Source organism: Microbacterium sp. UCD-TDU, from assembly GCF_000340625.1.
In the GTDB taxonomy this organism is placed as follows: domain Bacteria; phylum Actinomycetota; class Actinomycetes; order Actinomycetales; family Microbacteriaceae; genus Microbacterium; species Microbacterium maritypicum.
The window spans coordinates 965,493-989,947 of sequence record NZ_KB454446.1 but is presented as its reverse complement, the minus strand read 5'-3'; the positions used below and the strand labels follow the sequence as shown (position 1 = coordinate 989,947).

The 24,455-nt window shown below is 70.2% G+C and carries 26 protein-coding genes; 15 read left to right on the top strand and 11 right to left on the bottom strand.

Translation table 11 applies throughout. The features are described from left to right. Positions 1-33: 33 nt before the first annotated feature. Genes D514_RS27685 through D514_RS27645 form a run of 8 tightly spaced genes read left to right on the top strand, consistent with a single transcriptional unit; the run spans position 34 to position 8,386 of the window. On the top strand, positions 34-1,005 hold the full coding sequence (locus tag D514_RS27685; protein ID WP_017829588.1) for an ABC transporter permease: 972 nt from the start codon (positions 34-36) through the stop codon (positions 1,003-1,005). Beyond that, the gene (locus tag D514_RS27680; protein ID WP_017829587.1) at positions 1,002-1,889 is read left to right on the top strand and encodes an ABC transporter permease; all 888 of its coding nucleotides are present in this window, start codon (positions 1,002-1,004) and stop codon (positions 1,887-1,889) included. The genes D514_RS27685 and D514_RS27680 overlap by 4 nt, the downstream gene beginning before the upstream one ends. After that, a complete protein-coding gene (gene murQ, locus D514_RS27675; RefSeq protein WP_017829586.1) occupies positions 1,886-2,791 on the top strand; it encodes an N-acetylmuramic acid 6-phosphate etherase in 906 nt (301 codons plus the stop codon). Before D514_RS27680 ends, murQ begins: the two co-directional genes overlap by 4 nt. After that, positions 2,791-3,981, top strand: a complete 1,191-nt coding sequence (locus tag D514_RS38710; RefSeq protein WP_017829585.1) for an anhydro-N-acetylmuramic acid kinase — start codon at positions 2,791-2,793, stop codon at positions 3,979-3,981. The genes murQ and D514_RS38710 overlap by 1 nt, the downstream gene beginning before the upstream one ends. Then, positions 3,978-4,481, top strand: a complete 504-nt coding sequence (locus D514_RS38705) for a GNAT family N-acetyltransferase (protein WP_017829584.1) — start codon at positions 3,978-3,980, stop codon at positions 4,479-4,481. Before D514_RS38710 ends, D514_RS38705 begins: the two co-directional genes overlap by 4 nt. 13 nt (positions 4,482-4,494) lie before the next feature. Next, on the top strand, positions 4,495-5,646 hold the full coding sequence (locus D514_RS27660; protein WP_017829583.1) for an enolase C-terminal domain-like protein: 1,152 nt from the start codon (positions 4,495-4,497) through the stop codon (positions 5,644-5,646). Next, a complete protein-coding gene (locus D514_RS27650; protein ID WP_017829582.1) occupies positions 5,643-6,761 on the top strand; it encodes a serine hydrolase in 1,119 nt (372 codons plus the stop codon). Before D514_RS27660 ends, D514_RS27650 begins: the two co-directional genes overlap by 4 nt. Then, positions 6,758-8,386 carry an ABC transporter ATP-binding protein gene (locus D514_RS27645; protein ID WP_017829581.1) on the top strand — a complete coding sequence of 543 codons (1,629 nt, stop codon included), beginning with the start codon at positions 6,758-6,760 and terminating at the stop codon, positions 8,384-8,386. Before D514_RS27650 ends, D514_RS27645 begins: the two co-directional genes overlap by 4 nt. 25 nt (positions 8,387-8,411) lie before the next feature. On the opposite strand, the gene D514_RS38940 is transcribed toward D514_RS27645, so the two are convergent. The 5 genes from D514_RS38940 to D514_RS27625 are packed head-to-tail and all read right to left on the bottom strand — an operon-like array spanning position 8,412 to position 11,323. Next, complete coding sequence (locus tag D514_RS38940; RefSeq protein WP_017829580.1) at positions 8,412-8,579, bottom strand: hypothetical protein; 168 nt, start codon at positions 8,577-8,579, stop codon at positions 8,412-8,414. Continuing rightward, complete coding sequence (locus tag D514_RS27640; protein WP_017829579.1) at positions 8,576-9,154, bottom strand: YdeI family protein; 579 nt, start codon at positions 9,152-9,154, stop codon at positions 8,576-8,578. Before D514_RS27640 ends, D514_RS38940 begins: the two co-directional genes overlap by 4 nt. A gap of 3 nt (positions 9,155-9,157) precedes the next feature. Then, a complete protein-coding gene (locus D514_RS27635; protein WP_031205737.1) occupies positions 9,158-9,970 on the bottom strand; it encodes an HAD-IIA family hydrolase in 813 nt (270 codons plus the stop codon). A 54-nt stretch (positions 9,971-10,024) separates the two neighbouring features. Then, the gene (locus D514_RS27630; RefSeq protein WP_017829577.1) at positions 10,025-10,657 is read right to left on the bottom strand and encodes a metal-dependent transcriptional regulator; all 633 of its coding nucleotides are present in this window, start codon (positions 10,655-10,657) and stop codon (positions 10,025-10,027) included. A gap of 9 nt (positions 10,658-10,666) precedes the next feature. Beyond that, entirely contained in the window at positions 10,667-11,323 is a 657-nt protein-coding gene (locus tag D514_RS27625) for a TetR/AcrR family transcriptional regulator (protein WP_017829576.1), read from the bottom strand. Positions 11,324-11,406: 83 nt separating this feature from the next. Between D514_RS27625 and D514_RS27620 the strand changes: the two genes are divergently transcribed. Beyond that, positions 11,407-13,020, top strand: coding sequence for an amidohydrolase (locus D514_RS27620; RefSeq protein ID WP_017829575.1), 1,614 nt, complete (start codon positions 11,407-11,409; stop codon positions 13,018-13,020). A gap of 67 nt (positions 13,021-13,087) precedes the next feature. Then, positions 13,088-14,533: a Na+/H+ antiporter NhaC family protein gene (locus tag D514_RS27615; RefSeq protein WP_017829574.1), complete on the top strand. Its 1,446-nt coding sequence runs from the start codon at positions 13,088-13,090 to the stop codon at positions 14,531-14,533. A gap of 27 nt (positions 14,534-14,560) precedes the next feature. Here D514_RS27615 and D514_RS27610 read toward each other — a convergent pair whose 3' ends face one another. Together D514_RS27610 and D514_RS27605 are read right to left on the bottom strand one after the other, a co-directional pair. Further along, positions 14,561-14,857, bottom strand: coding sequence for a hypothetical protein (locus D514_RS27610; RefSeq protein WP_017829573.1), 297 nt, complete (start codon positions 14,855-14,857; stop codon positions 14,561-14,563). A 19-nt stretch (positions 14,858-14,876) separates the two neighbouring features. Beyond that, the gene (locus D514_RS27605; RefSeq protein WP_017829572.1) at positions 14,877-16,145 is read right to left on the bottom strand and encodes an Nramp family divalent metal transporter; all 1,269 of its coding nucleotides are present in this window, start codon (positions 16,143-16,145) and stop codon (positions 14,877-14,879) included. 138 nt (positions 16,146-16,283) lie between these two features. Here D514_RS27605 and D514_RS27600 point away from each other — a divergent pair, with 138 nt between their 5' ends. Beyond that, entirely contained in the window at positions 16,284-16,964 is a 681-nt protein-coding gene (locus D514_RS27600) for a TrmH family RNA methyltransferase (RefSeq protein WP_017829571.1), read from the top strand. 27 nt (positions 16,965-16,991) lie between these two features. Here the strand turns inward: D514_RS27600 and D514_RS27595 are convergent, their stop codons facing one another. Further along, a complete protein-coding gene (locus tag D514_RS27595; protein WP_017829570.1) occupies positions 16,992-17,303 on the bottom strand; it encodes a hypothetical protein in 312 nt (103 codons plus the stop codon). Positions 17,304-17,436: 133 nt separating this feature from the next. After that, complete coding sequence (locus D514_RS27590) at positions 17,437-18,759, bottom strand: MATE family efflux transporter (RefSeq protein WP_017829569.1); 1,323 nt, start codon at positions 18,757-18,759, stop codon at positions 17,437-17,439. Positions 18,760-18,861: 102 nt separating this feature from the next. Between D514_RS27590 and D514_RS27585 the strand changes: the two genes are divergently transcribed. Further along, positions 18,862-19,413 carry a DUF1992 domain-containing protein gene (locus D514_RS27585; RefSeq protein ID WP_017829568.1) on the top strand — a complete coding sequence of 184 codons (552 nt, stop codon included), beginning with the start codon at positions 18,862-18,864 and terminating at the stop codon, positions 19,411-19,413. 70 nt (positions 19,414-19,483) lie between these two features. Here the strand turns inward: D514_RS27585 and D514_RS27580 are convergent, their stop codons facing one another. Further along, positions 19,484-19,981 carry a TQO small subunit DoxD gene (locus D514_RS27580; protein ID WP_017829567.1) on the bottom strand — a complete coding sequence of 166 codons (498 nt, stop codon included), beginning with the start codon at positions 19,979-19,981 and terminating at the stop codon, positions 19,484-19,486. Beyond that, positions 19,978-20,424: a DM13 domain-containing protein gene (locus tag D514_RS27575; protein ID WP_017829566.1), complete on the bottom strand. Its 447-nt coding sequence runs from the start codon at positions 20,422-20,424 to the stop codon at positions 19,978-19,980. Before D514_RS27575 ends, D514_RS27580 begins: the two co-directional genes overlap by 4 nt. 167 nt (positions 20,425-20,591) lie before the next feature. Here D514_RS27575 and D514_RS27570 point away from each other — a divergent pair, with 167 nt between their 5' ends. From D514_RS27570 to D514_RS27560, 3 genes are read left to right on the top strand one after another with little or no spacing between them, the layout of a single operon-like run. Beyond that, the gene (locus D514_RS27570; RefSeq protein ID WP_017829565.1) at positions 20,592-21,290 is read left to right on the top strand and encodes a response regulator transcription factor; all 699 of its coding nucleotides are present in this window, start codon (positions 20,592-20,594) and stop codon (positions 21,288-21,290) included. Positions 21,291-21,292: 2 nt separating this feature from the next. After that, positions 21,293-22,441: a sensor histidine kinase KdpD gene (locus D514_RS27565; protein WP_031205735.1), complete on the top strand. Its 1,149-nt coding sequence runs from the start codon at positions 21,293-21,295 to the stop codon at positions 22,439-22,441. Between the two features lie 10 nt (positions 22,442-22,451). Further along, on the top strand, positions 22,452-24,416 hold the full coding sequence (locus D514_RS27560; RefSeq protein WP_017829563.1) for a M13 family metallopeptidase: 1,965 nt from the start codon (positions 22,452-22,454) through the stop codon (positions 24,414-24,416). Positions 24,417-24,455 lie beyond the last annotated feature (39 nt).

The window sequence follows — 24,455 nt, the reverse complement described above, 5'->3', positions numbered from 1 at the left end:
TCTCTCCCCGACGACAGGCACCCACACACGCGCATGTTCAGACAGATCCTCCGCAACAGCGTGCTGCGACGCATCCTCGCAGCCCTCGGCACGCTCCTCGGCGTCGCCATCTTCGTCTTCCTGATGCTGCGCGCCATCCCCGGCGACCAGATCAGCTCCGGCCTCGGCACCGAGGCCGCCGCCCTCACGCCGTCGCAGCGCGCCGCCCTCGAGTCGTACTACGGCCTTGACCAGCCGCTCTTCGTGCAGTTCTTCTCGTGGCTGGGCAACATCTTCACCGGCAACCTCGGCTTCTCGTCGCGGGCGCAGACGAGCGTGCTCGATCTCACCGCCGCCGCCCTCCCCGTGACGTTCGAGCTCGCGATCTTCTCGATCGTGATCGCGCTGGCCATCGGCATCCCGCTCGGAATGCTCTCCGCATCGAAGCCCGACTCGTTCCGCGACGGCGTCGGACAGGTGGTCGGCCTCGCCGGTCTCTCGATCCCCGCGTTCCTGCTCGGCACGGCGCTGCTGGCGATCCTCGCCTCGTCGTTCGGCTTCAACCCCAACGGCCAGGCCTACGCCACGCTGTTCGAGAACCCGCTGCTGAACCTCCAGCAGATGCTGCTGCCCTCGATCGTGCTCGGCTTCGGCATCGCCGCGCCGATCATGCGCACCACCCGCACGGCCGTGCTCGAGATCCGCTCCAACGACTTCATCCGCACTGCCAGGGCGAAGGGCGTCCCCCCGCGTCGCCTGCAGGTGCGCCACGTGCTCGGCAACGCGCTCGTGCCCATCGTCACCATGACCGGCCTGCAGTTCGGCTACCTCCTCGGCGGTGCCGTGGTGGTGGAGCAGATCTTCTCGCTCCCCGGCATCGGGCGTCAGGTGCTGCTGGGCATCCAGCAGAAGGAGTACGCGCTCGTGCAGAGCACCGTGCTCGTGATCGCGCTCGCCTTCGTCATCGTCAACCTGCTCACCGACCTGCTGTACCGGGTCATCGATCCTCGGGTGCGTGCCGCATGACCGACATCTCTCAGACCCCGGCCCTCGCCCCCGGCGGCGGGCGCACCATGGAGCGCGTGCGTCTCCTGCTGCGCAGCCGCAGCGGGCTCACGGGACTCATCATCGTCGCACTTCTCGCCGTGCTGAGCCTCGTCTCGGCTTTCGGGCTGCTGCCGTTCGACCCGCTCGCGCAGGATCCGCCCTCCCGCCTGCAGCCGCCGTCGGCCGTGCACTGGTTCGGCACCGACCAGTTCGGTCGCGACGTGTTCTCCCGCGTCGCCGCCGGCGTCGCCAACTCGGCGCTGATCTCGGTCGTCGCCGTGGCCTTCGCCACCGTGGTCGGCACCGTGTGCGGGCTCATCGCCGGCTTCTACCGCGGCTTCTCCGACGGCGCGATCACCGCGGTCACCAACGTGCTGTTCGCCTTCCCTCCGCTGCTGCTCGCGCTGTCACTCGCCTCGGTGTTCGAGCGCAACTGGTTCACCATCGCCGTGGCCATCGCGATCGTCTATGTGCCGATCTTCATCCGCGTCACCCGAGGGCCGGTGCTGTCGCTGCGCGAGGTCGAGTACGTCAAGGCCGCCAAGAGCACGGGTCAGAGCCGCATGGCGACCATGTTCCGGCATGTGCTGCCGAACATCACGTCGATCATCATCGTGCAGGTGACGCTCTCGCTGTCCTGGGCCGTGCTCACCGAGGCCTCGCTGAGCTTCCTCGGCCTCGGCACCCCTCCGCCCGCGCCTTCGCTCGGCTCGATGATCTTCGAAGCGCGCACGCTCGTGACGATCGCCCCGTGGACCATGATCGCCCCCGGTGTGATCGTGGTGCTCCTCGTCGTGGGGTTGAACCTGCTCGGCGACGGCCTGCGCGACAGCCTCGACCCCCGGAACAGAGGAAAGCGATGACCATGGAGGACCTCGGCGCACTGGCGACGGAGGCCAGCGATCCCCGCTACGCCGAACTCGACCTGATGAGCGTGGCGGAGCTCGCGCAGACCATGAACGAGGCGGATGCCACGGTGCCGGCCGCCGTGCAACGCGCACTCGGGGAGATCGTTCCGGCGATCGAGGCCACGGCCGCCCGTATGGCGCAGGGCGGACGCCTGGTCTACGTCGGCGCGGGAACCCCCGGCCGCATCGGCGTGCTCGACGCCTCGGAGTGCCCTCCCACCTTCAGCACTCCGCCGGAGCTGGTGTTCGCGATCATGGCGGGCGGTCCCGGCGCGATCGTGAACCCCGTCGAGGGTGCGGAGGACGACGCGGAAGCGGGCGCTGCCGCCATCGACGCGGCGGGCATCGGCCCGCTCGACACCGTGATCGGCATCGCCTCGAGCGGACGCACGCCGTATGTGATCGCCGCCGTCCGCCGCGCGCGCGAGCTCGGAGCGCTCAGCATCGGCCTCTCGTGCAACGTCGGTACCGCTCTCAGCGCGGCGGCGGAACACGGGATCGAGGTCGAGGTCGGCCCCGAGGTGCTCTCCGGTTCGACCCGCCTCAAGTCGGGCACGGCGCAGAAGCTCGTGCTCAACATGTTCTCGACCATCTCGATGGTGCGAAACGGCAAGGCCTACGGCAACCTGATGGTGGATGTGAAGGCCACCAACCACAAGCTGCGCGAGCGGGCGATCCGGATGGTGCAGACCATCGCCGAGGTCGACCGCGACGCGGCGGTGGCTGCGCTGGAGGCAGCCGCCTACGACGTGAAGCTCGCGTCGATCATGATCCGCCGCGGTGAGGATCTCGCCGCGGCGACCGCTCGACTGGGCGCCGCCGACGGTCGGCTGCGCACCGCACTGGAGGAGAACTGATGCGCGTCCTCGGACTGATCTCCGGCACCTCGCACGACGGGATCGATGCCGCCGTCGTCGACTTCACGACCAATGGCGGCTTCACCGCGCACGGGGCGGATCTGCACGGCACGGTGCTCACCGCCACGAGCGTGCCCTACGCGCCCGAGCTGCGGGCGCGGCTGATCGCAGCGCTGCCGCCGGCGCAGACCACCCTCGCCGAGGTGTGCGAGCTCGACACCCTCATCGGACAGGCGTTCGCCGAGGTCGCCGCCGACATCGCCGCAGAGGTGGGCGGTGTCGACGCGGTCTGCTCGCACGGGCAGACCGTGTACCACTGGGTCGACGGCGCGCACGCGCTGGGCACCCTGCAGATCGGGCAGCCCGCCTGGATCGCGGAGAAGGTCGGTGCGCCCGTGGTCTCCGACATCCGCATCCGCGACATCACGGTCGGCGGGCACGGTGCCCCGCTGGTGTCGTTCCTCGACGAGCTGCTGCTGCGCTCGCGCGCCGGGGTGTCGGCGGCCCTGAACCTGGGCGGCATCTCGAACATGACGGTGGTGCGGCAGGACGGCCTGGTCGCCTACGACATCGGCCCCGCGAACGCGCTGGTGGATGCGGTCATCGTGGAGCACGGCCTCAACCCGCTCGGCTATGACGACGACGCCGCGATCGCCCGCACAGGACAGGTCGACGAGGCACTGCTGGCCGCGCTGCTGGAGGACTCGTACTACGCCCTCACGCCGCCCAAGAGCACGGGCAAGGAGCACTTCCACCTCGGTTACGTGCAGGAGCACCTCGCTGCGCAGGGCCGCGAGATCGCCGTCGCGGATGTCGTTCGCACCCTGACCGAGCTCACGGTCCGCACGGTCGCGCGTGATGTGGAGGCTGCGGGTATCGGTTTCCTCGCCGTGTCGGGCGGAGGCTGTCGCAACCCGCTGATCCTCGACGGACTGCGCGCCGCGCTGCCTGCGACCGAGGTCGTGCTGGCCGACGAGCTGGGTGCGGCCGCCGACAGCAAGGAGGCGATCCTCCTCGCGCTGATCGGCTGGTCCACGATGCACGGTGTTCCCGCGATCGTCCCGGGGGGAACAGGTGCGCGCGAGCCGCGCATCCTGGGCACCATCACCCCGGGTGTCGGTCCTCTGCAGATGCCGGAGCCGATCGCCGCCATCGACTCCCTCGTGCTCACGGAGGCCGCAGCATCGTGAGCCTCCAGGTGCGCCCCGCCACCCCGGACGACCTGTCCGGGGTGATCGAGGTGTTCCTCGCCTGCTGGCGGGAGAGCTACCGCGGCGTGCTGCCCGATGGGGCGATCGATGCCATGACCGACGAGCGCGCCGAGGCGCTGTGGCAGCGGGTGCTCGCCGATCCGGTGGGCGTCGTGCTCGTCGCGGAGCGCGACGGCGGGATCGTCGGACTCACCCGGTACGCCGCGACCGCAGGCGGCGAGGGGCGGATCGACGGTGCCGTGCACTCCCTGTACGTCTCGCCCCGTGCCCACGGCGGGGGAATCGGCGGCGCGCTGCTGGCACGGGCGACCGCCGACCTGCAGGAGGCCGGGGCCGAGGCCGCGACGCTGTGGGTGTTCGCGGCCAACGCGCCGTCGATCGGCTTCTACGAGGCGAAGGGCTGGCACCCCGATGGAGCCACCCGCACGCAGCCGGAGTTCGGAGAACCCGAACAGCGCATGCGCAGGGAGTGGACATGAGCGGGGTATCGCCATGAGCGCGGTGATGCGCCTGCGCGTGCTCCGGGTGCCGTCGCCCCTGATGCGGCCGTTCATCACCGCCGTGCGCCGCACCGATCGCCTCGACGTCGTGCTCGTCGAGGCGACCGACGCCGACGGGCGCCGCGGATACGGTGAGGCCGCCACGAGCTGGCGCGTCACGGGGGAGAGCCCGCAGAGTGTCGCCGCCGCCGTCGCAGGTCCGCTCGCCGAGGCCGTACGCGGTCGCGACGCCGGCGACCCCGGGCTTGCTGTCGCCGTCGCGCGGTCGATCTGGGGAAACGCCGCCGCCCGCAGCGCGGTCGAGTGCGCCGTCGCGGACCTCGCCGCACAGCAGCACGGGGTCTCGCTCGCGGCCGACCTGTCACGCGCATACGCCGTGCACGACTCCTCGGGGGCGTCGCGCATCCGCACCGACATGACCTTGTCCGTGGGGGAGCCGGATGCGGTGGCAGCGCTTTCCGAGGAGTACGTCACCGCAGGGTTCGGGTGCCTCAAGCTCAAGGCCTCCGCCGCGCACGACACCGTCGGCGGACTCCGCGCCGTTCGTTCCGCGGTCGGACCCGACATCACGCTGCGGATCGACGCGAACCAGGCCTGGGACGCCGAGACGGCGATCCGCGTGATCCGTGCCGCCGAAGACGCAGGCCTCGGGATCGAACTCGTCGAGCAGCCCGTCGCCGCGCACGATCTCGATGCTCTCGCCGCCGTGACAGCGGCCGTCGACACCCCGATCATGGCCGACGAGTCGGTGCGCACGGCCCACGACGTGCGCAGGGTTGCTGAGCGCGGAGCCGCCGATCTCGTGAACATCAAGCTCGCCAAGACGGGGGGACTGGCCGAGGCCCTCGCCGCCGCGGACGCCGCACGGGAGGCGGGCCTGGGTGTCGTGATCGGCTGCATGATGGAGTCGCATGTCGGAGTGAGCGCCGCCGCCCACCTCGCCGCTGTCGTCGCCCCCGGTGTCGTGCATGACCTGGATGCGGCGTTCTGGCTGCAGAGGTCGCCGGTGATCGGCGGCGTCGTACCGTCCGGAGACGATCTGCTGCTGGCGGCGGACTCGGGTCTCGGCATCAGCGCCCTCGCCGCGGATGCGCGCCCCGAGGTCCTGCTCGACCTCCCCGTCGGCGCGGAGGTGCGCGCATGACCGCCGCCGAAGCCGTCGGCGCCGTGCTCGCGCTGGAGTCCGCCCCACGCGGCGTGGTCGCGGGTGTCGTCACCGCTGCCGGGCGCGACATCGCCGCCGGCGGTCTGGCGGACCTCGCCGGAGCGGCGATGACCACAGAGACCGCGTTCGACATCGCCTCGGTGTCGAAGGTCGCCGCGACCGCCACCGCGATCCTGCGACTCGTGAGCCGGGGCGAGCTGGGCTTCGACGACCCGGTCGAGCGGTTCGTCCGCGGCACCGCGTGCGCGGAGGGAACCACCGTGCGCCACCTCCTGCAGCACCGCGCAGGACTCTGGGAATGGCAGCCGCTCTACCTCGATCGTGAGCACGCCGGCGACCCCGCCGCCGCGGTCGATGCGATCCCGCTGCGCTACGGCCTGGACGAAGGCCGCCACTACTCCGATCTCGGCTTCATGCTCCTCGGCCGCATCATCGCGGCCGTCACCGGCGCGCCGCTGGATGCCGCCGTCCGCGAGCTCGTGACCGCACCCCTCGGCCTCGACCGCACCGCATACGGCCCGTTCGCCCCTCCCGTCGCCTCCTCCGCCGTCGGCGATGCCGCCGAGCATCGCATGGTGGCCACGGGTGAGCCCTATCCGATCCTCACGACCGCGCGGGAGTTCGCCTGGCGCGACGACGAGATCGCCGGCGTCGTGAACGACGGCAACTGCTTCCACGCCCTCGGCGGCGTCGCAGGTCACGCCGGACTCTTCAGCACCGCCGGTGATCTGCTGACCCTCGGTGCCGCGCTGGCCGCGCCCGAGCGGCACCCGGAGCTGTGGGATCCGGATGCCGTCGCCGAGCTGTTCCGGGATGGACCGGACCCCGGACAGGCACTGGGCTGGCGCAGCGATGCGATCGCGGTCGCCGGTGGGCGGACCCGTCTGCTCTGGCACCCCGGCTACACAGGATGCGCGCTTGGACTCCTTCCGGGCACCGGCACGGCCGTGGTGCTGCTGAGCACCCGCCTCTTCGCCGCCGAGCCCGCACCGACCGAGGCGCTCTGGGGCACGGCACTCCCCGCGCTCGTGCCCGACGACAACGATCCCCATGACAACGATCCCGACGACAACGAAGGAACGAGAACACCATGAGCACCACCGAGCCCGTGCTGAGCATCAGCGGCCTCGCCGTCGCCTTCCGGACCGGTTCCGAGCTGGTCACCGCGATCAGCGACGTCAACATCGACATCGCCGCCGGTGAGACCGTCGCGATCGTGGGGGAGTCGGGGTCGGGCAAGTCCACCACCGCGGCCGCGGTCAACCGTCTGCTCCCCGAGAACGGGGTGATCACGGCCGGCAGCATCCGCTTCGACGGACGCGAGCTGACCGACCTCCCCGAGAACGCCATGATCTCGCTCCGCGGTGCCGGGATCGGCCTCGTGCCGCAGGACCCGATGTCGAACCTCAACCCGCTCATGCGCGTGGGCGAGCAGATCGGCGAGGCGCTCGAGGTGCACGGCCACACGCACGGCGACGCCACCAAGGCCCGAGTCGTCGAGCTGCTGGAGATGGTGGGGATCGCGGATGCCGCGCAGCGCGCCCACCAGTACCCGCACGAGTTCTCCGGCGGCATGCGCCAGCGCGTGCTGATCGCCATGGGCCTCGCCTGCAAGCCGCGCCTGCTGATCGCCGACGAGCCCACCTCCGCCCTCGACGTGACGGTGCAGCGCCGCATCCTCGACCAGCTCGACACGCTCACCGATGAGCTCGGCACCGCGGTCTTCCTGATCACGCACGACCTGGCCCTCGCCGCCGAGCGCGCAGATCGCATCGTCGTCATGTTCCGCGGTCGGGTGGTCGAGGAGGGCACCTCGGCGCAGGTGCTCGGCGCCCCGCAGCACGAGTACACGAAGCAGCTGCTCGCTGCGGCACCCAGCCTCGCCTCGCGCCGCGATGCCCTGCCGCAGCGCGAGGCTGCCACGGGCACGCCGTTCGTCGAGATCCGCGACCTCCGCAAGGAGTTCGCCCTCCGCGCCCCCAAGGCCGGGGAGCCGCAGACGTTCACGGCCGTCGACGGCGTGAGCTTCGAGATCCGCCGCGGCACCACGGTGTCGATCGTGGGCGAGTCGGGCTCCGGCAAGTCGACGACCGCGAACATGGTGCTCGGGCTCGAAGACGCCACGTCGGGGTCGATCCTGTTCGACGGGCTCGACCTGACCACGCTCCGCCGCAAGGAGCTGTTCGCCCTGCGCCGTCGCGTGCAGCCGGTGTTCCAGAACCCCTACGCCTCGCTCGATCCGCGTTACACGGTCGAGCAGTCGATCGCCGAGCCGCTGCGCGTGCACCGCATCGGCACCACGGCGTCGCGGCATGCGCGGGTGCTCGAACTGCTGGAGCAGGTCGCGCTGCCCGCGGCGATGGCGGAGCGCCTGCCGCACGAGCTGTCGGGCGGACAGCGTCAGCGCGTCGCGATCGCGCGTGCCCTCGCACTCGAGCCCGAGCTCGTGGTGCTCGACGAGGCGGTGTCGGCGCTCGACGTGCTGGTGCAGGCGCAGATCCTCGACCTGCTCGCCGACCTGCAGAAGCGCCTGGGCCTGAGCTACCTCTTCATCAGTCACGACCTCGCCGTGGTGCGGATGATCTCCGACGAGGTGCACGTCATGCAGCGCGGTGTCGTGGTCGAGAGCGGTACGCCCGAGCGCATCTTCGACGCCCCGCAGCATCCGTACACGCGCGAGCTGCTGGCCGCGATCCCCGGGGCTTCGCTGGCCTCCTGACCGAGGTCCTCCGACGACCGCAGGCTCAGCGCCTGCGGTCGTCGTCGTCCCAGGGGCCTTCCCACCAGCCGGCGCGGCCGTCGTCCGAGCCGCCGCGTCCGCGGCGCGAGCGCACGAACTGCACGATGAACACCGTCAGCGAGGTGAGCAGGATCAGGAAGACGACGAGGAACAGCAGGTCGTTCTGGTTCATGGACGTTTCCCCTCCGCGGCATCCGCCACGATCTTCGCGATGCGGGCGGTCTTCGTCTCCGGCCGCTTGGCCATCGCGATCTGCGTGAGACCGAACTTCTTGACCGACTTCGGGAAGGCATCCCAGTTCGCACGTGCGGCGGGCACGGCATCGAGCGCGGCGGTGAACTCGTCGGGCTCGATCCCGGCCTCCGGTCCGTCGAGCAGCGTCCAGGAGCCGTTCGCCCTGGCCGCATCGAGCACGCGGATGCCGGCCGGGGCGAGCAGTCCCGCGGCTTCGAGCTCGGCGATGCGCGCCTTGTTCGTCGCCGCCCACCCGCTGCCGGGGCGCCGAGGGGAGAACCACTGCCCGGAGGCACGGTCGTCCGTCCCGTCGTCGAACACACGCACGGGCCCGTCGATCCAACCGAAGCAGAGGGCGTGCCGCACGGCATCCTCGTAGCTGACGCCATCGGAGGCGCCTCGCACGCTCAGCAGCCAGACGCCTCCCGTGCGCTCGTGGTTCTCGGCGAGCCAGGCGCGCCAGGCCGCGGCATCCGCCGCCCTGATCCGCTCGCCGTCGTCCAGTGCGCCCATGGGCTACTTCTTGGTCTTCACCGTCGTGATCGTCTCGGTGATCCGCGGCAGCAGGTCGGCCACCGACTGCACGATCTCGTCGGGGCGGAACGGGTACTTCTCGATCTCGGCCTGGTCGCTGATGCCGGTCAGCACCAGCACGGTGTGCAGGCCCGCCTCGATGCCGGCCACGACATCGGTGTCCATGCGGTCGCCGATCATGCCGGTGCGCTTGGAGTGCGCGCCGATCTTGTTCAGTGCAGAGCGGAACATCATCGGGTTCGGCTTGCCGACGACGTAGGGCTCCTTGCCCGTGGCCTTCGTGATGAGGGCGGCGATCGCGCCGGTGGCCGGGAGCGGTCCGTCGGTGCTCGGGCCCGTGGCGTCCGGGTTCGTGACGATGAAGCGCGCGCCGCCGATGATGAGGCGGATCGCCTTGGTGATCGCCTCGAACGAGTAGTTGCGCGTCTCGCCGACGACCACGAAGTCGGGGTTCGTCTCGGTCATGATGAAGCCGGCGTCGTGCAGCGCGGTGAGGATGCCGGCCTCGCCGATCACGAACGCCGAGCCTCCGGGAAGCTGCTGCTTCAGGAAATCGGCGGTCGCGAGCGCCGAGGTCCAGATGCGCTCCTCCGGCACGTGCAGTCCGCTGATGCGCAGGCGTGCAGACAGGTCGCGCGCGGTGAAGATCGAGTTGTTGGTGAGCACCAGGTACGGGACGCCCGCGCTCTCCCAGCCGGCGAGCAGTTCGGAGGCTCCGGGGATGGCGTCGTTCTCATGGACGAGCACGCCGTCCATGTCGGTGAGCCAGCATTCGATGTCATCACGTTGTGCCATGTGCACAGCCTAGAGGGCAGGGGTGACGCGCGCCTGACCGTGTTGCAGAGGGAGCTAGGCGCTGAGCCAGACCACCTGTGCCGCCTCGTCGGGAAGAGCCGTCTGCGTGCCGTCGATCTCGACCCCGGATGCCGTGACCGTCACGGTCGATGCGACCGCCAGCCCGAGGGGCTCCAGGGCTCGGAGCAGCTCGGGGTCGCGGTCGTCGACCCGCAGCACGCGCCCCGTGTGCCCGACCGGCGCATCCGCGAGCAGCACGAACGGCTCGCGCTCGATGCGGCCGTCGGCGTCGGGGATCGCATCGCCATGGGGGTCGAAGCGGGGGCGTCCCAGACGGGCGTCGATGCCCTCGAGCAGTCGGTCGCTGATGGTGTGCTCGAGCACCTCGGCCTCGTCGTGCACCTCGTCCCAGCCGTAGCCGAACTCCTGCACCAGCCAGGTCTCGACCAGCCGGTGCCGGCGCACCATGGCGAGGGCGCGGGCGGTGCCGGCCTCCGTCAGTCGCACCGCACCGTAGGGCACGTGCGACACGAGTCCTGCGGCGGCGAGCTTCTTCACCATCTCGGTGACCGAGGACGGGGCGATGCCGAGCTTCGCGGCGAGCACCGAGGGGGTGATCGGTGCGTCCTGCCACTCGGTGTGCGCGTAGACGGTCTTCAGATAGTCGTCAGCTGCAGGGGATGCCACCGGACCAGCCTACGTGGTGCTCTCGCGTGCCCACGCGGTGAGTCCGTGGATGAGAGCGCGCACGCCGATCTCGAACGTGCGCCGGGCGGGGTCAGTGCTGAGCCGCGCGCGGGCGGCCTCGGCCTCGGCGAAGGCGGGGAACTGCGCAGCGAGCGCGCCGGGAGCCATGTTGTCCGCGGGGGCGAGGGCATCCAGCGCGGAGCCGATGATGAACGACTCCAGGGCGACGATGGCGTCCACGATGGTGTCGGTCGGCCAGCTGTCGGCGGCGAGCAGCCGGGCGATCTGCTCGTAGTCGGCGAACGAGCCCTCGTCGGCGTCGATCGGCGAGGTCGCGAGCATGACCATGGCCTCCGGTGCGGCGATCGCGGCGTCACGGTAGCTGTGCGCCCAGGTGAGAAGCGCGTCCTCGACCGGCATCTCGTGGAGCACGGGGGAGACGAGCGCGCGGCTCACCTGCCCGCGCATCGCCCGGATCACGGCGTCCCGGTTCGCGAAGTGGTGGTAGAGCGCCGAGGTGCGAACACCCAGCGATTCGGCGAGTGCGGTCATCGTGAACTGGCGCGCAGTGCGCTGGGCGCTGAGCGCGAACGCGGCCTTCAGGATGCGCTCCTCGGTGAGCACCTGGGTCGACGGGCGACCGGCTCTGCGCGGAGATTTCGTCATCGTGCTCGATTCTGCTCAGGCGTCTGGTATTTTATTGAAACTCTTTCAATACCGAAGGATCCACCACCGACGAAGGTACAGCCATGACCGGTTTCGACGCCGACACCATTGTCACCGGCGCGCACGTGGTGACGATGGACCCGCGCCGCCCGCACGCCACCGCCTTCGCCGTGCGCGACGGCCGCTTCCTCGCCGTCGGCGATGACGACCTGGTGCGTGAGCTGCGCGGGCCCCGCACCGTCGTCCACGATCTCGGCGGCGCAGCGGTGACCCCCGGACTCATCGACGCGCACCTGCATCCCATTCAGGGCATCGAGCTGACGGCGGGGATCGACCTCGGCGGCCTGACCACCGGTTCCGCGCTCCTCGCGGCGCTTCGAGCCGAAGCCGACCGGGCGCTCGCCGAGGACCCCGACCCGTGGGTGCGCGGCTGGAACCTCGACTACGACGTGTTCCACGAGCTGCCGATGACGGCGGCGGCGATCGAAGACGCGGTGCGCGGACTCCCGGCGCTGCTGATCGTGTTCGACGGGCACACCGCCCTCGCCAGCCGTGCGGGACTCGCGCGTGCGGGCATCACCGGCGCGCGCGAGTTCGAGGACTCGTCGTGCGTGGTCGTCGATGCCGATGGCCGCCCCACCGGGGAGCTGCGCGAGCTCGGGGCCTACGAGCCCGTGCGGCTGAGCGCCCCTGCGCTGACTCGCGATCAGACCCTCGCCGTCGGACACGAACTGCTGCGTGGCCTGCGCGACTCCGGGCTCACCGGCGGCACGATCATGGACGGCGGCTTCGCCACGCTCGACCTGCTCGATGCGCTGGAGCAGGGGCCAGGACTGCCGATCCGCATCGTGTCGGCCATCGACCACGAACCCGGATTCGACGAGGAGCGCACGGTCGCCAACCTCGCCATGCGCGACCGCCGCGGTGACCGGTGGCGCGGCGGCGTGGTCAAGCTCTACGCCGACGGCGTGGTCGAAACCGGAACCGCCTGGCTCCACGAGCCGGATACCGCAGGGGCGGGCCTGGAGCCGTTCTGGAAGGATGCGGCCGCTTACGCCCGCACCGTGCGGCGATACGCCGAAGCCGGGTTCCAGGTGGCGACCCATGCGATCGGCGATCGTGCCGTCGGGGAAGTCGTCGATGCCTATCTCGCCGCCGGTGTGCGCAGCGCCGGCGGAGCCCCCCACCGCATCGAGCACCTCGAGACGACGACCGACCGCGACGTCGCACGCATCGCCGCTGCGGGGATCACCGCCTCCATGCAGCCTCTGCACATGCAGTGGCGCAAGGCCGACGGCTCGGATGACTGGTCGCACCGGTTGGGCCCCGTTCGCGCCGCCCGCGCCTGGCGAGTGCGCGACTACTGGGAGGCCGGAGCGCCCCTCGCCCTCGGATCCGACTGGCCCATCGCGCAGAACGACGCCCGCATCGGCCTCGCGTGGTCGATGCTGCGACGGCGTCCCGGCGACCCCGACGCCCCGGTGTTCGAGCCCGACCAGGTGCTCACCCCCTACCAGGCGCTGCACGGCTACACCGTGGGCGCCGCCCTGGCCCAGGGAGATGCCGACCTCGGCCGCATCGCCCCCGGGTTCCGCGCCGACTACGCCGTGTGGGCGGAGAACCCGCTGCACGTCGCCCCGGACGACCTCCCCGACCTTCCCGTACAGGGGACGGTCGTCGGCGGCGTCGAGCCCTGACCCCCGGCTCGATCGCACCACTCGCACGCTCTTCGCACCCGCATCCCTTCACACTGAGGTGACTCCCATGCCTGAATTCGGCGCACTCGCGCTCCTGCCCATCGTCGTGATCCTGATCGTCGCGGTCGCCACCCGGCGCACCCTGTTCGCCCTGTTCTGCGGCACCGTGGCCGGGGCGCTGATCCTCGGCGGCTGGGGTGGCTTCGACGTCTGGGTCGAGTACACCGGCAAAGCCCTCTCCAACGCCACGGCGCAGTGGCTGCTGCTGATCGTCGCGCTGTTCGGCATCCTGATGATGCTGTTCGAGAAGTCGGGCATCGTCACCGACTTCGCACGCTGGGCGGAGCGATTCGTCACCTCGCGGCGCAAGTCGACCGTGCTGACGTTCCTGCTCTCGGTCGTGCTGTTCGTCGACGACTACCTGAACGTGCTGACCACGGGTACCTCGATGAAGCCCGTGACCGATCGCTACCGGGTACCCCGCACGCAGCTCGGCGCGATCATGAAGATGACGGCCGCACCCATCGCCGTGCTCGTCCCCGTCTCGACGTGGGCGCTGTTCTTCTCCGGTCTGTTCGAGGCGCAGGGCGTCACGGTCGGCGGCACGGGGTTCGGGGCCTACCTGCAGGCGATCCCGTTCATCTTCTTCGGGTGGGCGGCACTCGCCGTCGCCCTGCTGATGAGCATCGGCTGGCTGCCGAAGCTCGGCGTGATCAAGCGCGACGCGATCCGGGCGGAGCGAGACGGCGACGTCTTCCCGCTCGGCACCACCGACGACGAGCGGCGGGCCGAGGGGGCCGCTCTCCTCGCCGAGCTCAAGGCCGACGACCCCGACGGATCGACCGCGCAGCGGGTGGCCACCGCGCTCGCGACCTCTGCCGACACCGGGCGCAAGCCGCAGCCCTGGGGCTTCCTGATCGCGATGGCCGTGCTGGTCGGTGTGACGATCGTCACCAACGCGAACGTCGTGGCCGGCACCGCCGCGGCTCTTGCCGTCACTCTGGTGATCGTGCTCGTGCAGCGCCGACTCAGCATCCGCGGGGTGCTGGATGCCGCGCTCGAGGGTATCGAGAGCATGCTGTTCGTGATGATCCTCACGGTCCTCGCGTTCATGGTGCAGGAGATGAACATCACCCTGCAGCTCGCCGAGTTCGTGATCCAGGTCACCGAGCCGGTGCTCACCCCGGCACTGCTGCCGGCGATCGTGTTCGCAGTGTGCGGCATCTACGCGTACGCCACCGGATCGTTCTGGGACCTCGCTGCGGTGATCACCCCGGTCGTCCTGCCGCTGGCGCTCGCGCTCGGCGCCGACCCGATCCTCGCAGGCGCCGCGGTGTTCTCGGGAGCGGCGCTGGGCAGCACCACCTGCCTCTACGGCGACGGCATCATCCTCGCGTCGAGATCGATCGGCATCAAGCCGATCAACCTCATGCTCGCGATCCTGCCGTACGCGGGCATCGCCGCAGGGCTGTCGTTCGTGCTCTACCTGGTCACGGGCTTCGTCATGGCGTAGTCCGCGCCGACCCGATCCTCGCGCGGATCAGCCCAGTGTCGTCAGGATGATGAAGGCGGCCTGACCGGCGAAGAACAGCACGAGGAATCCGAGGAGGGCGGCGGCCAGTGACAGCCGGCCGTCGAACCCCTCGACCTCGGCCATGCCGATCTTGCGCGCACGGAACGCCATCACGAGCGTGGCGACGCCGAGCGCGACCTGCACCCAGGGGCTGGCGAGGCCGATGACCGTGGGGAAGGCGATCAGCAGGCCGCCGATCACGCCGGTCGCGAAGCCGATCCAGGTGAGGATGCGGACGTTGCGGCGGGCGCTCTCGGCAGACATGCATCGAGCCTATCCGGGCTCAGGCTCCCGTCAGCACCAGCCAGAGCAGGGCGCCGTTGAGCGCGATCAGCAGCACGGAGGCGAGGACCCCCGCCGCCGTCGTCCACCGTCGGTTGACCCAGGCGCCGAGGGTGCGTCGCTGCGCGGTGAGCACGACCAGCGGGATCAGTGCGAACGGGATGCCGAACGACAGCACCACCTGGCTGAGAACCAGGGCGAGCGTCGGGTCGAAGCCGATGCCGAGGATCACGAGCGCGGGGATCAGCGTCACCAGTCGACGCACGAGCAGCGGGATGCGCACATGCAGCAGACCGTGCATGATCTCCGCCCCGGCATACGCGCCGACCGACGTCGAGGCCAGGCCCGAGGCGAGCAGGCCCACGGCGAAGAAGGTCGCCACGACCGGTCCGAGTCCGGCAGCGAGGGCGGCATGGGCACCCTCCAGTGAGTCGGTGCCCTCGACGCCGGCGAGGTTCGCTGCGGCGAGCAGGAGGATGCAGAGGTTCACGGAACCGGCGATCACCATGGCGATCGAGACGTCCCAGCGGGTGGCCGTGAGCAGGCGGCGGATGCGCGAGGTCTCGGTGCGCACGGCCTCATCGCCGGCATGGGCGGTGGTGGCGCCGAAGCGGTCGCGGGCGAGCGAGGAGTGCGCGTAGATCGCGTGCGGCATGATGGTCGCCCCGAGGATGGACGCGGCCAGCAGGACCGAGCCGGTGTCCTGGAAGCGGGGGACCATCCCGCCGATGACTCCTGCCGGGTCCGGTGGTGCGACGAAGACACCGGCGACGAAGCCGATCGTGATGATCGCCATGAGCCCGATGATCACGAATTCGAAGGGTCGGGCGCCGCGCCGACTCTGCACCGTGAGCAGGACCATCGAGACCGCACCGGTGATCAGGCCGCCGAGCAGCAGCGGTACATCGAACAGCAGATTGAGGGCGACCGCGCCGCCGATGACCTCGGCCAGGTCGGTGGCCATCGCGACGAGCTCGGCCTGCAGCCAGTAGGCGCGGCGCGCCCAGGGCCGCTTCAGCCGTGCGCCCAGCACCTCGGGAAGGCTCTGCCCGGTGACGACCCCCAGCTTGGCGGAGAGGTACTGGATCAGCCACGCCATCACGTTGCCGGCGAGCACCACCCACACCAGCAGGTACCCGTACTGCGCGCCTGCGGTCATGTTGCTGGCGACGTTGCCGGGGTCGAGGTAGGCGACGCCGGCGACGAGGGCGGGACCGAGCAGCCACAGGCTCCGCGGAGCCCGGGCGGCGGGCGCGGCGGGAGCCGTCATCGGGAGTGAGGAATTTTTAGGCACACCGAAATCGTAGCGCATTTTTCGGTTCACCTAAATATCCGGTCGCTTCATTCTCGGGTCGCGTCCGCAGGGGCGAGGGCAGGCAGGGGTGCGCGGCGGCGATAGCCTGGCGGGATGGAAGACGCCGCGCCGGACAGCACGACCCCCGACGTTCCCGCGGACGCGGTGAGCACGGGGTCGATCGCTCAGCCCGGCTACGGCGTCGGCCCCTGGCCGGGGGGCGAGGATGCGTGGCCGGCCGGTGAGCAGTACGACCCCGAGCTCCTCGCTGCAGGCGACACCCGCAACGTGATCGACCGCTATCGCTACTGGCGGATGGAGGCGATCGTCGCCGACCTCGACACGCAGCGGCATCCGTTCCACGTCGCGATCGAGAACTGGCAGCACGACATGAACATCGGGTCCATCGTGCGCAGCGCCAACGCCTTCCTCGCCGACACCGTGCACATCATCGGTCGCCGTCGCTGGAACAAGCGCGGGGCCATGGTCACCGACCGCTACCAGCACGTCGTGCACCACGAAGACGTCGAGACGTTCGCCGCCTGGGCCGCCTCCGAAGCGCTCCCGATCATCGCGGTCGACAACGTCGATGGTGCGGTGCCGGTCGACAGGGCCGACCTGCCGCAGCGCTGCGTGCTGCTGTTCGGTCAGGAGGGACCGGGGCTCTCGGACGAGGCGCTCGCCGCTGCCTCCGCGCACATCGAGATCACCCAGTACGGCTCGACCCGTTCGATCAACGCCAGCGCGGCGGCCGCCGTGATCATGTATGAGTGGTGCCGGAGATACGCGGCCTGACGCTCTCCAGCCCGAGAGCGCCCGGCGTCACCCGCGGTCGATGCCGAACAGGTGACGGTAGATCGCGTTGACGTCGCGATCCAGATGACCGATTCGCCCGTGCACCGCTCCGATCTCTGTCCGCACATTCGCGAACTCGCTCCGCATCTCGGTGCGTACGCTCGCGAACTCGTTCCGCATCTCGGTCCGCACGCTCGCGAACTCGTTCTGCATCTCCGTGCGCACGCCGTCGAACCCGTTCTGCATCGTGCGCAGGAACATCGTCGAGATCAGCGTGATGGTGCCGAACATCCCCGCGGCGAAGACGCCGATCAGTGTCCAGACCTGTGGTTCCGTCATCCCCAGCATCCCTTCAGTGTCACCCGATCATCGTCGAAGGCGCCAGGGGTCGGCGACGTAGTATTCCGCGGATTCCGGCGGTTGTGGAGAAGTGGTGAAGGTGCAGATCAGTGCAGCATGAGACCACTCGCCGTCAGGCCGAGGCGGCAAGCCAGCGCCCCGATCGCACGCGCCACCCCAGGGTGCCGAGTCGTGCGAGAAGGTAGACGCCGAAGAAGGCGAGCGCGAGCCAGACGAGACCGGCCGTGCCGTCGACCCCGGTAGCGGCCACGATCCAGAGCGCGGGCAGGAACGGCACCAGGTTGAGGCCACCAGCGATCGCGAGGTATCGGGCGTCGTTCGCCCCCATGAGCACCCCGTCGAGCACGAAGACGACACCGGCGATCGGCTGGGCGACCGCGAGCACGAGCAGCGCGGGCTGCACGAGCGCCGCGATCTCGGCGTCGCCCGTGAAGACGATGCCGAGCACCCCGGAAGCTGCGGCGATCAGTCCGCCGACGATCACGCCGAACCAGGCGCCCCACGCGACGGTGCGGGCGAGCACACGGTGCACCTGCCGCTCGTCTCCGGCTCCGAGCTCCTTGCCGATGAGCGCTTGGGCCGCGATCGCGAGCGCGTCGAGGGCGAAGGCCGCCGCCGAGAAGATCGTGAACACGATCTGCCACCCGGCGAGCTCGTCGGTGCCGATGCCGGTCGCCACGCCCACGGTCGCGAGCAGGGCCACACGCAGGCTCACGGTGCGCAGGAACAGCCATCCACCCGACGTCGCGGTGTTGCGCAGGCCCGCGCTCTGCGCGCGCAACGAGGCGCTGTGACGCGTGGCGAGGCGGCGGACGACCAGCACGTAGGCGGCGACCATTCCCCACTGCGCGGTCACGGTTCCGGCGGCGGATCCGGCGATGCCCCAGCCGAGTCCGTAGATGAACAGCCAATTGAGCAGGGCGTTCGCGCCGAAACCGAGTCCCGCGATCCACAGCGGCGTCATGGTGTCCTGCATGCCACGCAGCAGTCCGGTCGCGGCGAACACGATGAGCATCGCCGGCAGGCCCCACATCGAGATCACCAGGTACTCGTTCGCCTGAGCGGCGACGGCTTCACCCGCACCGAACAGGGAGACCAGCCACGGAGCGGAGACGGCGCCGATCACCGCGAGCACGGCGCCGAGCCCGAGCGCCAGCCACATGCCGTTGACGCCGACGGAGACGGCCTCGCCGGGCTGCCCCGCACCGAAGCGTCGGGCGACAGCGGGGGTCGTCGAATAGGCCAGGAAGACCATGAGCCCGACGATCGTCTGGAGCACCGCTCCCGCGATGCCGAGCCCTGCGAGCGGAGTGGTTCCGAGGTGTCCGACGAGCGCGGCATCCACGATCAGGAACGCCGGCTCCGCGATCAGGGCGCCGAGGGCCGGGACGGCCAGCCGCAGGATGTCTCGATTGAGGGAGGCACGCGCGGTCATCCTCCGAGCCTATGACCTGGGACCGACCCCGCCTTCCGTGCTGTCTCCGTCTGCGACCGCCGTCGTAGGGTGGGAGGGAGCTCGGATGCACGGAGGTGCCTCATGACGGATCCCCGAGACGCGGCGGCGCGGTATCTCGCGAGCAGACAGCACGGCGAGAGCGTGGACGGCGACGAGGAGTCGGGCACGCCGCCCGGGATCGCGGCGGCGGTCGATCGTGCCGCGTTCATCGAGACGGCCATCCAAGTGGCGATCCGCCGCGGCGAGTTCGACGACCTGCCCGGCGCGGGCAAGCCGCTCGAAGGGCTCGGCACCCACCACGACCCCGACTGGTGGATCCGCCGGAAGATCGAGACCGAGAACCTGACCGGTCTCGGGCCGCCGGCGATCCTGCTGCGCACCGAGGACCGGGAGCTGAACGACCAGCTCGATCTGCTCGGTCGCGAGTCGGATGTGCGCACCGTCGTCGAAGACTTCAACCGGCGTGTGCGGGAAGCGCGCCGCCAGCTCCAGGGCGGTCCCCCCGTCGTCACGTCACCCCGCGATGTCGACGCCGAGGTGGCCGCTTGGGCGGAGCGTCGTGCGGCGCGGCCGAAGGCCGCCCCGGCCGAGCAGCCGCGACGCCGACGCTTCCGCGTGCGGCGACGCAGCTGATACGGATGCGACCGGGCCCCCACCCGGCCGCACCGCGTCCCCGTTTGAACGGTCGGGCTCTGCCGACGCTTCAGGCCTCCCACAGACCGGAAGTCGCAGCAGTCGCTTCGGTCGCTTCGCGCCGACGAGCGCGCAGCCATCCGTCCATCCCGAATCGTCCGGAGACGGTGAGGAGGAGCACGGCTGCGGAGAGCACGACCATCGCCGGGTACTGGGCGATCAGCTGATCCGCGCTCCAATAGAGCATGAGCGTCCCGATCGACAGGAAAGCCGCGACCCTGGTCAGGAATCCCGCGACCAGCAGCACGCCGAGAGCGACCTCGAGAGCGGGCATCACCACGCCGAACACGCCGGGCGCCATGCCCATGAACGACGCGAGCGGCTCGAAGAACCACGGCACCCGAGGGTTCCCCCCCGTGCTCTGGGCCACCAGCTCGATGTCGGCCGCTCCGAACCCAGCCCGGTACTTCAGGATGCCCTCGATCAGCCAGAGCACCCCGACCGCCACCCTGGCCCCGGCGCCGAGCAGCGAGAGGGTGAGGACGCCTGCGGGTCGCGATCCGATCATGAGAGCTCGGCTGCTCCGAACACGGCCTTCGCCTTGTCGCAGTGGATCACGACGTAGGAGTACTCCGAGGTGTCGAGGCCGTCGAGCGTGAAGGTCTGGGTGGCGGTGTCGAACGAGACGGCATCCACGAGCATGCCCGCAGAGACGGCGGCCTCATCGGTGCCGTTCGTGAGGTAGACGTGCAGATCGGGGCCTTCATCTGACGAGAACCCGGACAGGGCGATCTCGTCGTCGGTCACGGTGACGGTGCCCGAGACCTTCTTGTCGTTCAGGCCCATGAACGCCCCGGTCTTCTCTGTCATCGTCATCGCGGCACCCGAGTCCGCGCTCTGCGACGCCGACGAGGAGGGCTTGGCGTCTTCCGTCGCGGCGGGCGAGCTGCACGCCGACAGGGCGAGGGCGAGGGTGAGGGCCGCTGTGGCGGCGAGAGCGATCTTGCGCATGAGGTTCTCCTGTTCACTGTGGGTGCGACGGTGTGGCCGCGACGACGGATGCCGCGGCGGATCGCACTTCGAAGAACGCTACGAACGAGACGAGCGCCGCGGGGAAGACCTTTCGGGACCGTAAGGAACCGCCCGATGGCGCGGATCGCGCGACTAGTGTCGACCCCATGCAGGAGGCAATCGAGGTCGTCGTGGTCGAAGACGACCCCACCGTCAGGGAGGCGGTGGGGGCGTACCTGCGGGCCAACGGCTATGCGGTCTCCGGCTTCGGTGACGGAGTTTCGGCGCGCACGGCGCTGCGTGACACCGTCCCCGATGTGGTGATCGTCGATCGAATGCTGCCCGGCATCAGCGGCGACGAGCTGTGCCGCGATCTGCGCTCGTTCTCGGACGTGCCCATCATGCTTCTCACCGCTCTCGGACAGGTGGAGGACCGCATCGAGGGTTTCGAGTTCGGCGTCGACGACTATCTCGCGAAGCCGTTCTCGCTGCGGGAGCTGCTCATGCGCGTCGGTGCGCTGGTACGGCGCTCGCAGGTGACGCAGGCCGCGGTCGGCGAGGTGCGTGCCGGCGCGTTCGCGATCGATCCGCTCCGTCGGCGCGTGTGGGTGCGCGGCGAGGAGATCGCCCTCACCGGTCGTGAGTACGACCTGCTGCACTTCCTGGTGCGCAACCAGGGGCGCCCGCTCGGTCGCGAGGAGATCCTCCGCGAAGCCTGGGGCTGGAGCTTCGGCGAGGCCTCGACGGTCACCGTGCACGTGCGCCGGCTGCGGGAGAAGATCGAGGAGGATCCGCGAGACCCCGTCCACCTGCGCACGGAGTGGGGCGTCGGATACCGTTTCTCGGCAGAGGGAGATCGCTCGTGATCATGCTCGCCGGGGCCGATGTGCTGCTGATCGTGATGACGTGCCTGCTCGTGGCCGTGTGTGTCGCGGCGCTCACGCTCGCCGTGCTGCGAGTGCTGCGCCGTCGCTCTGTCCGCGCGCAGTTGATGCTGGTCGCGAGCGCGGGGGTCGTCACGATGGCGGCCTCGGTCGTCGCGATCTCGCTGGAGATGTACATCTCGACGCACGACCTGACCGTGCTCCTCGTGGTGATCGGGGTGTCCCTTGTGCTCGGGATCACGACTGCCTGGGTGGTGGCCAGGGCGATGCGGTCGTCATTCGATCGTCTGTCGGCATCGCTCGACGAGGTGGGCCGCGGAGGCGTGATCGTCGCCGAGCAGGGAGGATCGCGCGAGCTGGACGATCTGTCGGTACGGCTCGCCGAGGTGTCGGCGAAGGTCGATGCCGCGAATGCCGAGCTGGAGCGGCTGGACTCGGCGCGACGGCGGTTCTTCGCCTGGATCTCGCACGATCTGCGCACGCCCCTGACGGCGGTCCGTGCGCTCGCCGAGTCGATCGAAGATGGCGCGGCCGATGCTCCGGAGCGCTTCGCCGGGCAGGTGCGGGTGCAGGTGGAGACGATGAGCCGCATGGTGGACGACCTGTTCGAGCTGTCGACGCTGACCTCGGGAGCCGTGCAGCTGCAGACCCAGCAGGTCGAGCTGCTCGACGTGGTCTCGGATGCGGTCGCCGACGTCGCGGCCGCCGCAGATCGCCACGGCGTGCGCATCGTCGAGCGCGGCGTGGGCGGTCACGTGCTCTGGGCGGACCCGCATCAGCTCGGACGGATCGTCGTCAACCTGCTGACCAACGCGATTCGGCATGCGCCGCGCGGCACGGACATCGTCATCTCGGCCACCGAGGTCGAGCGGAACCGCCTCGTGCTCGGCATCCTCGATCACGGCTCGGGTGTCGCGGTGGAGGATCTCGACCGCATGTTCGACGTCGGCTGGCGCGAGGACGCCGCCCGCACGGCCCCGATCGACCAGGATGGCGTGGCTTCCGGGGCCGGTCTCGGCCTGTCGATCGCGCGCGGCCTGGCGCGTGCGCACGGCGGAGAGGTCTTCGCCGAGCGGACCGACGAGGGGTTCCGCATGAACGTGCTCCTGCCGTTCGGGGGAGGCGGGTCATAGGCTGGAGCGCATGACTGACGTTCTTCCCGTGGGCCTCGCCCTTGATGAGTTCAGCTCCGACATCCGCCCGCAGGACGACCTCTATCGTCACGTGAACGGCGCCTGGCTCGCCCGCACCGAGATCCCGGGCGACAAGGCGCGCTGGGGCTCGTTCCATCTTCTCGCCGAGCAGGCCGAGAAAGACGTGCGCGCGATCATCGAGGAGTCGCAGGACGCCCCGGAAGGCACCCTCGCCCGCAAGATCGGCGACCTGTTCGCGAGCTTCATGGACACCGCGCGCATCGATGCCGCCGGCGTCGCCCCGCTTGCCGACACGCTCGCCGAGATCGATGCGATCGCCGACGTCCCGGCGTTCCTGCGCACGGTAGGCGCCTACGACCGCGACGGCCGTGCGTCGATCATCGGCCTGTACGTCGACGGCGACCCCGGCGACCCCGAGCGCTATCTCCCGGTGCTGGTGCAGGCCGGTCTGTCGCTGCCCGACGAGAGCTACTTCCGTCTCGACACCTTCGCCGACACCCGGGCCGCGTACCGCGCGCACCTCGAGCGTCTGCTCGGCCTCGCGGGCGTGACCGACGCCGCCGCGAACGCCGACCGCGCGATCGCGCTCGAGACCGAGCTCGCCGGTCATCACTGGGACAACGTGCGCAGCCGCGATGCGGTGGCCACGTACAACCTCAAGACGTGGGAAGAGCTGCAGGCGCTCGCCGGGGTCGACCTGACTCCGTGGCGAGAGGCGGTCTCGCCGTCGAACCCTGCGGCCTTCGACGAGGTCGTCGTCTCGCAGCCCAGCTTCTTCGAGGGCCTCGGCTCGCTGCTGACCCCCGAGCGCCTGGACGACTGGAAGGCGTGGCTGCGCGCCAAGGCCGTGCACGCCGCGGCCCCGTACCTGACCGACGATCTCGTGCAGGAGAACTTCTCGTTCTACGGCACCGAGCTCACCGGCGTCCCCACCATCCGCGAGCGGTGGAAGCGCGGCGTCTCGCTCACCGAGGGGGCGCTCGGAGAGGCGATCGGCAAGGTGTACGTCGAGCGCCACTACCCGCCGACGGCGAAGGCCGCGATGGACGAGCTGGTCGCCCACCTCATCGAGGCATACCGGCAGAGCATCACCGAGCTGGAGTGGATGACGGCCGAGACCCGCGAGCGCGCACTCGCCAAGCTCGACTCCTTCACCCCGAAGATCGGGCACCCCGAGGCCTGGCGCGACTATTCGAGCCTCGAGATCGACAGGGACGACCTGTTCGGCAACGTGCGCCGCGCCTCGATGTTCGAGCACGACCGCAACATCGACAAGGTCGGCACGCCCATCGACCGCACCGAGTGGCACATGCCGCCGCAGATGGTCAACGCCTACTACAACCCGTCCATGAACGAGATCGTGTTCCCCGCGGCGATCCTGCAGTACCCGTTCTTCGACGCCGGTCGTGACGCGGCGGCGAACTACGGCGGCATCGGTGCGGTCATCGGCCACGAGATCGGCCACGGCTTCGACGACCAGGGCAGCCGCTACGACGGCGACGGTCGCCTGCAGGACTGGTGGACGGATGCCGACCGGTCGGCGTTCGAGGAGCGTACCAAGGCGCTGATCGCCCAGTACGACGCGCTGGTGCCCGAGGGCCTCGACGCCGAGCACCACGTGAACGGCGCGCTCACGATCGGCGAGAACATCGGCGACCTCGGCGGCCTCGGCATCGCGCTCAAGGCCTATGAGCTCTCGCTCGGCGGCGCGGAGGCCCCGGTGATCGATGGATACACGGGTGTGCAGCGCCTGCTGCTCTCGTGGGCGCAGGTGTGGCAGCAGAAGAGCCGTGACGCCGAGACGCTGCGCCTGCTGACGATCGACCCGCACTCGCCGAACGAGTTCCGCTGCAACCAGATCGTGCGCAACATCGACGCGTTCTACGAGGCGTTCGGCGTGAGCGAGAACGACGCCCTCTGGCTGCCTGCGGCGTCGCGAGTGACCATCTGGTGACCAATCGTCACACTCTGTGAACCGTCCCCCGGCGGTGGG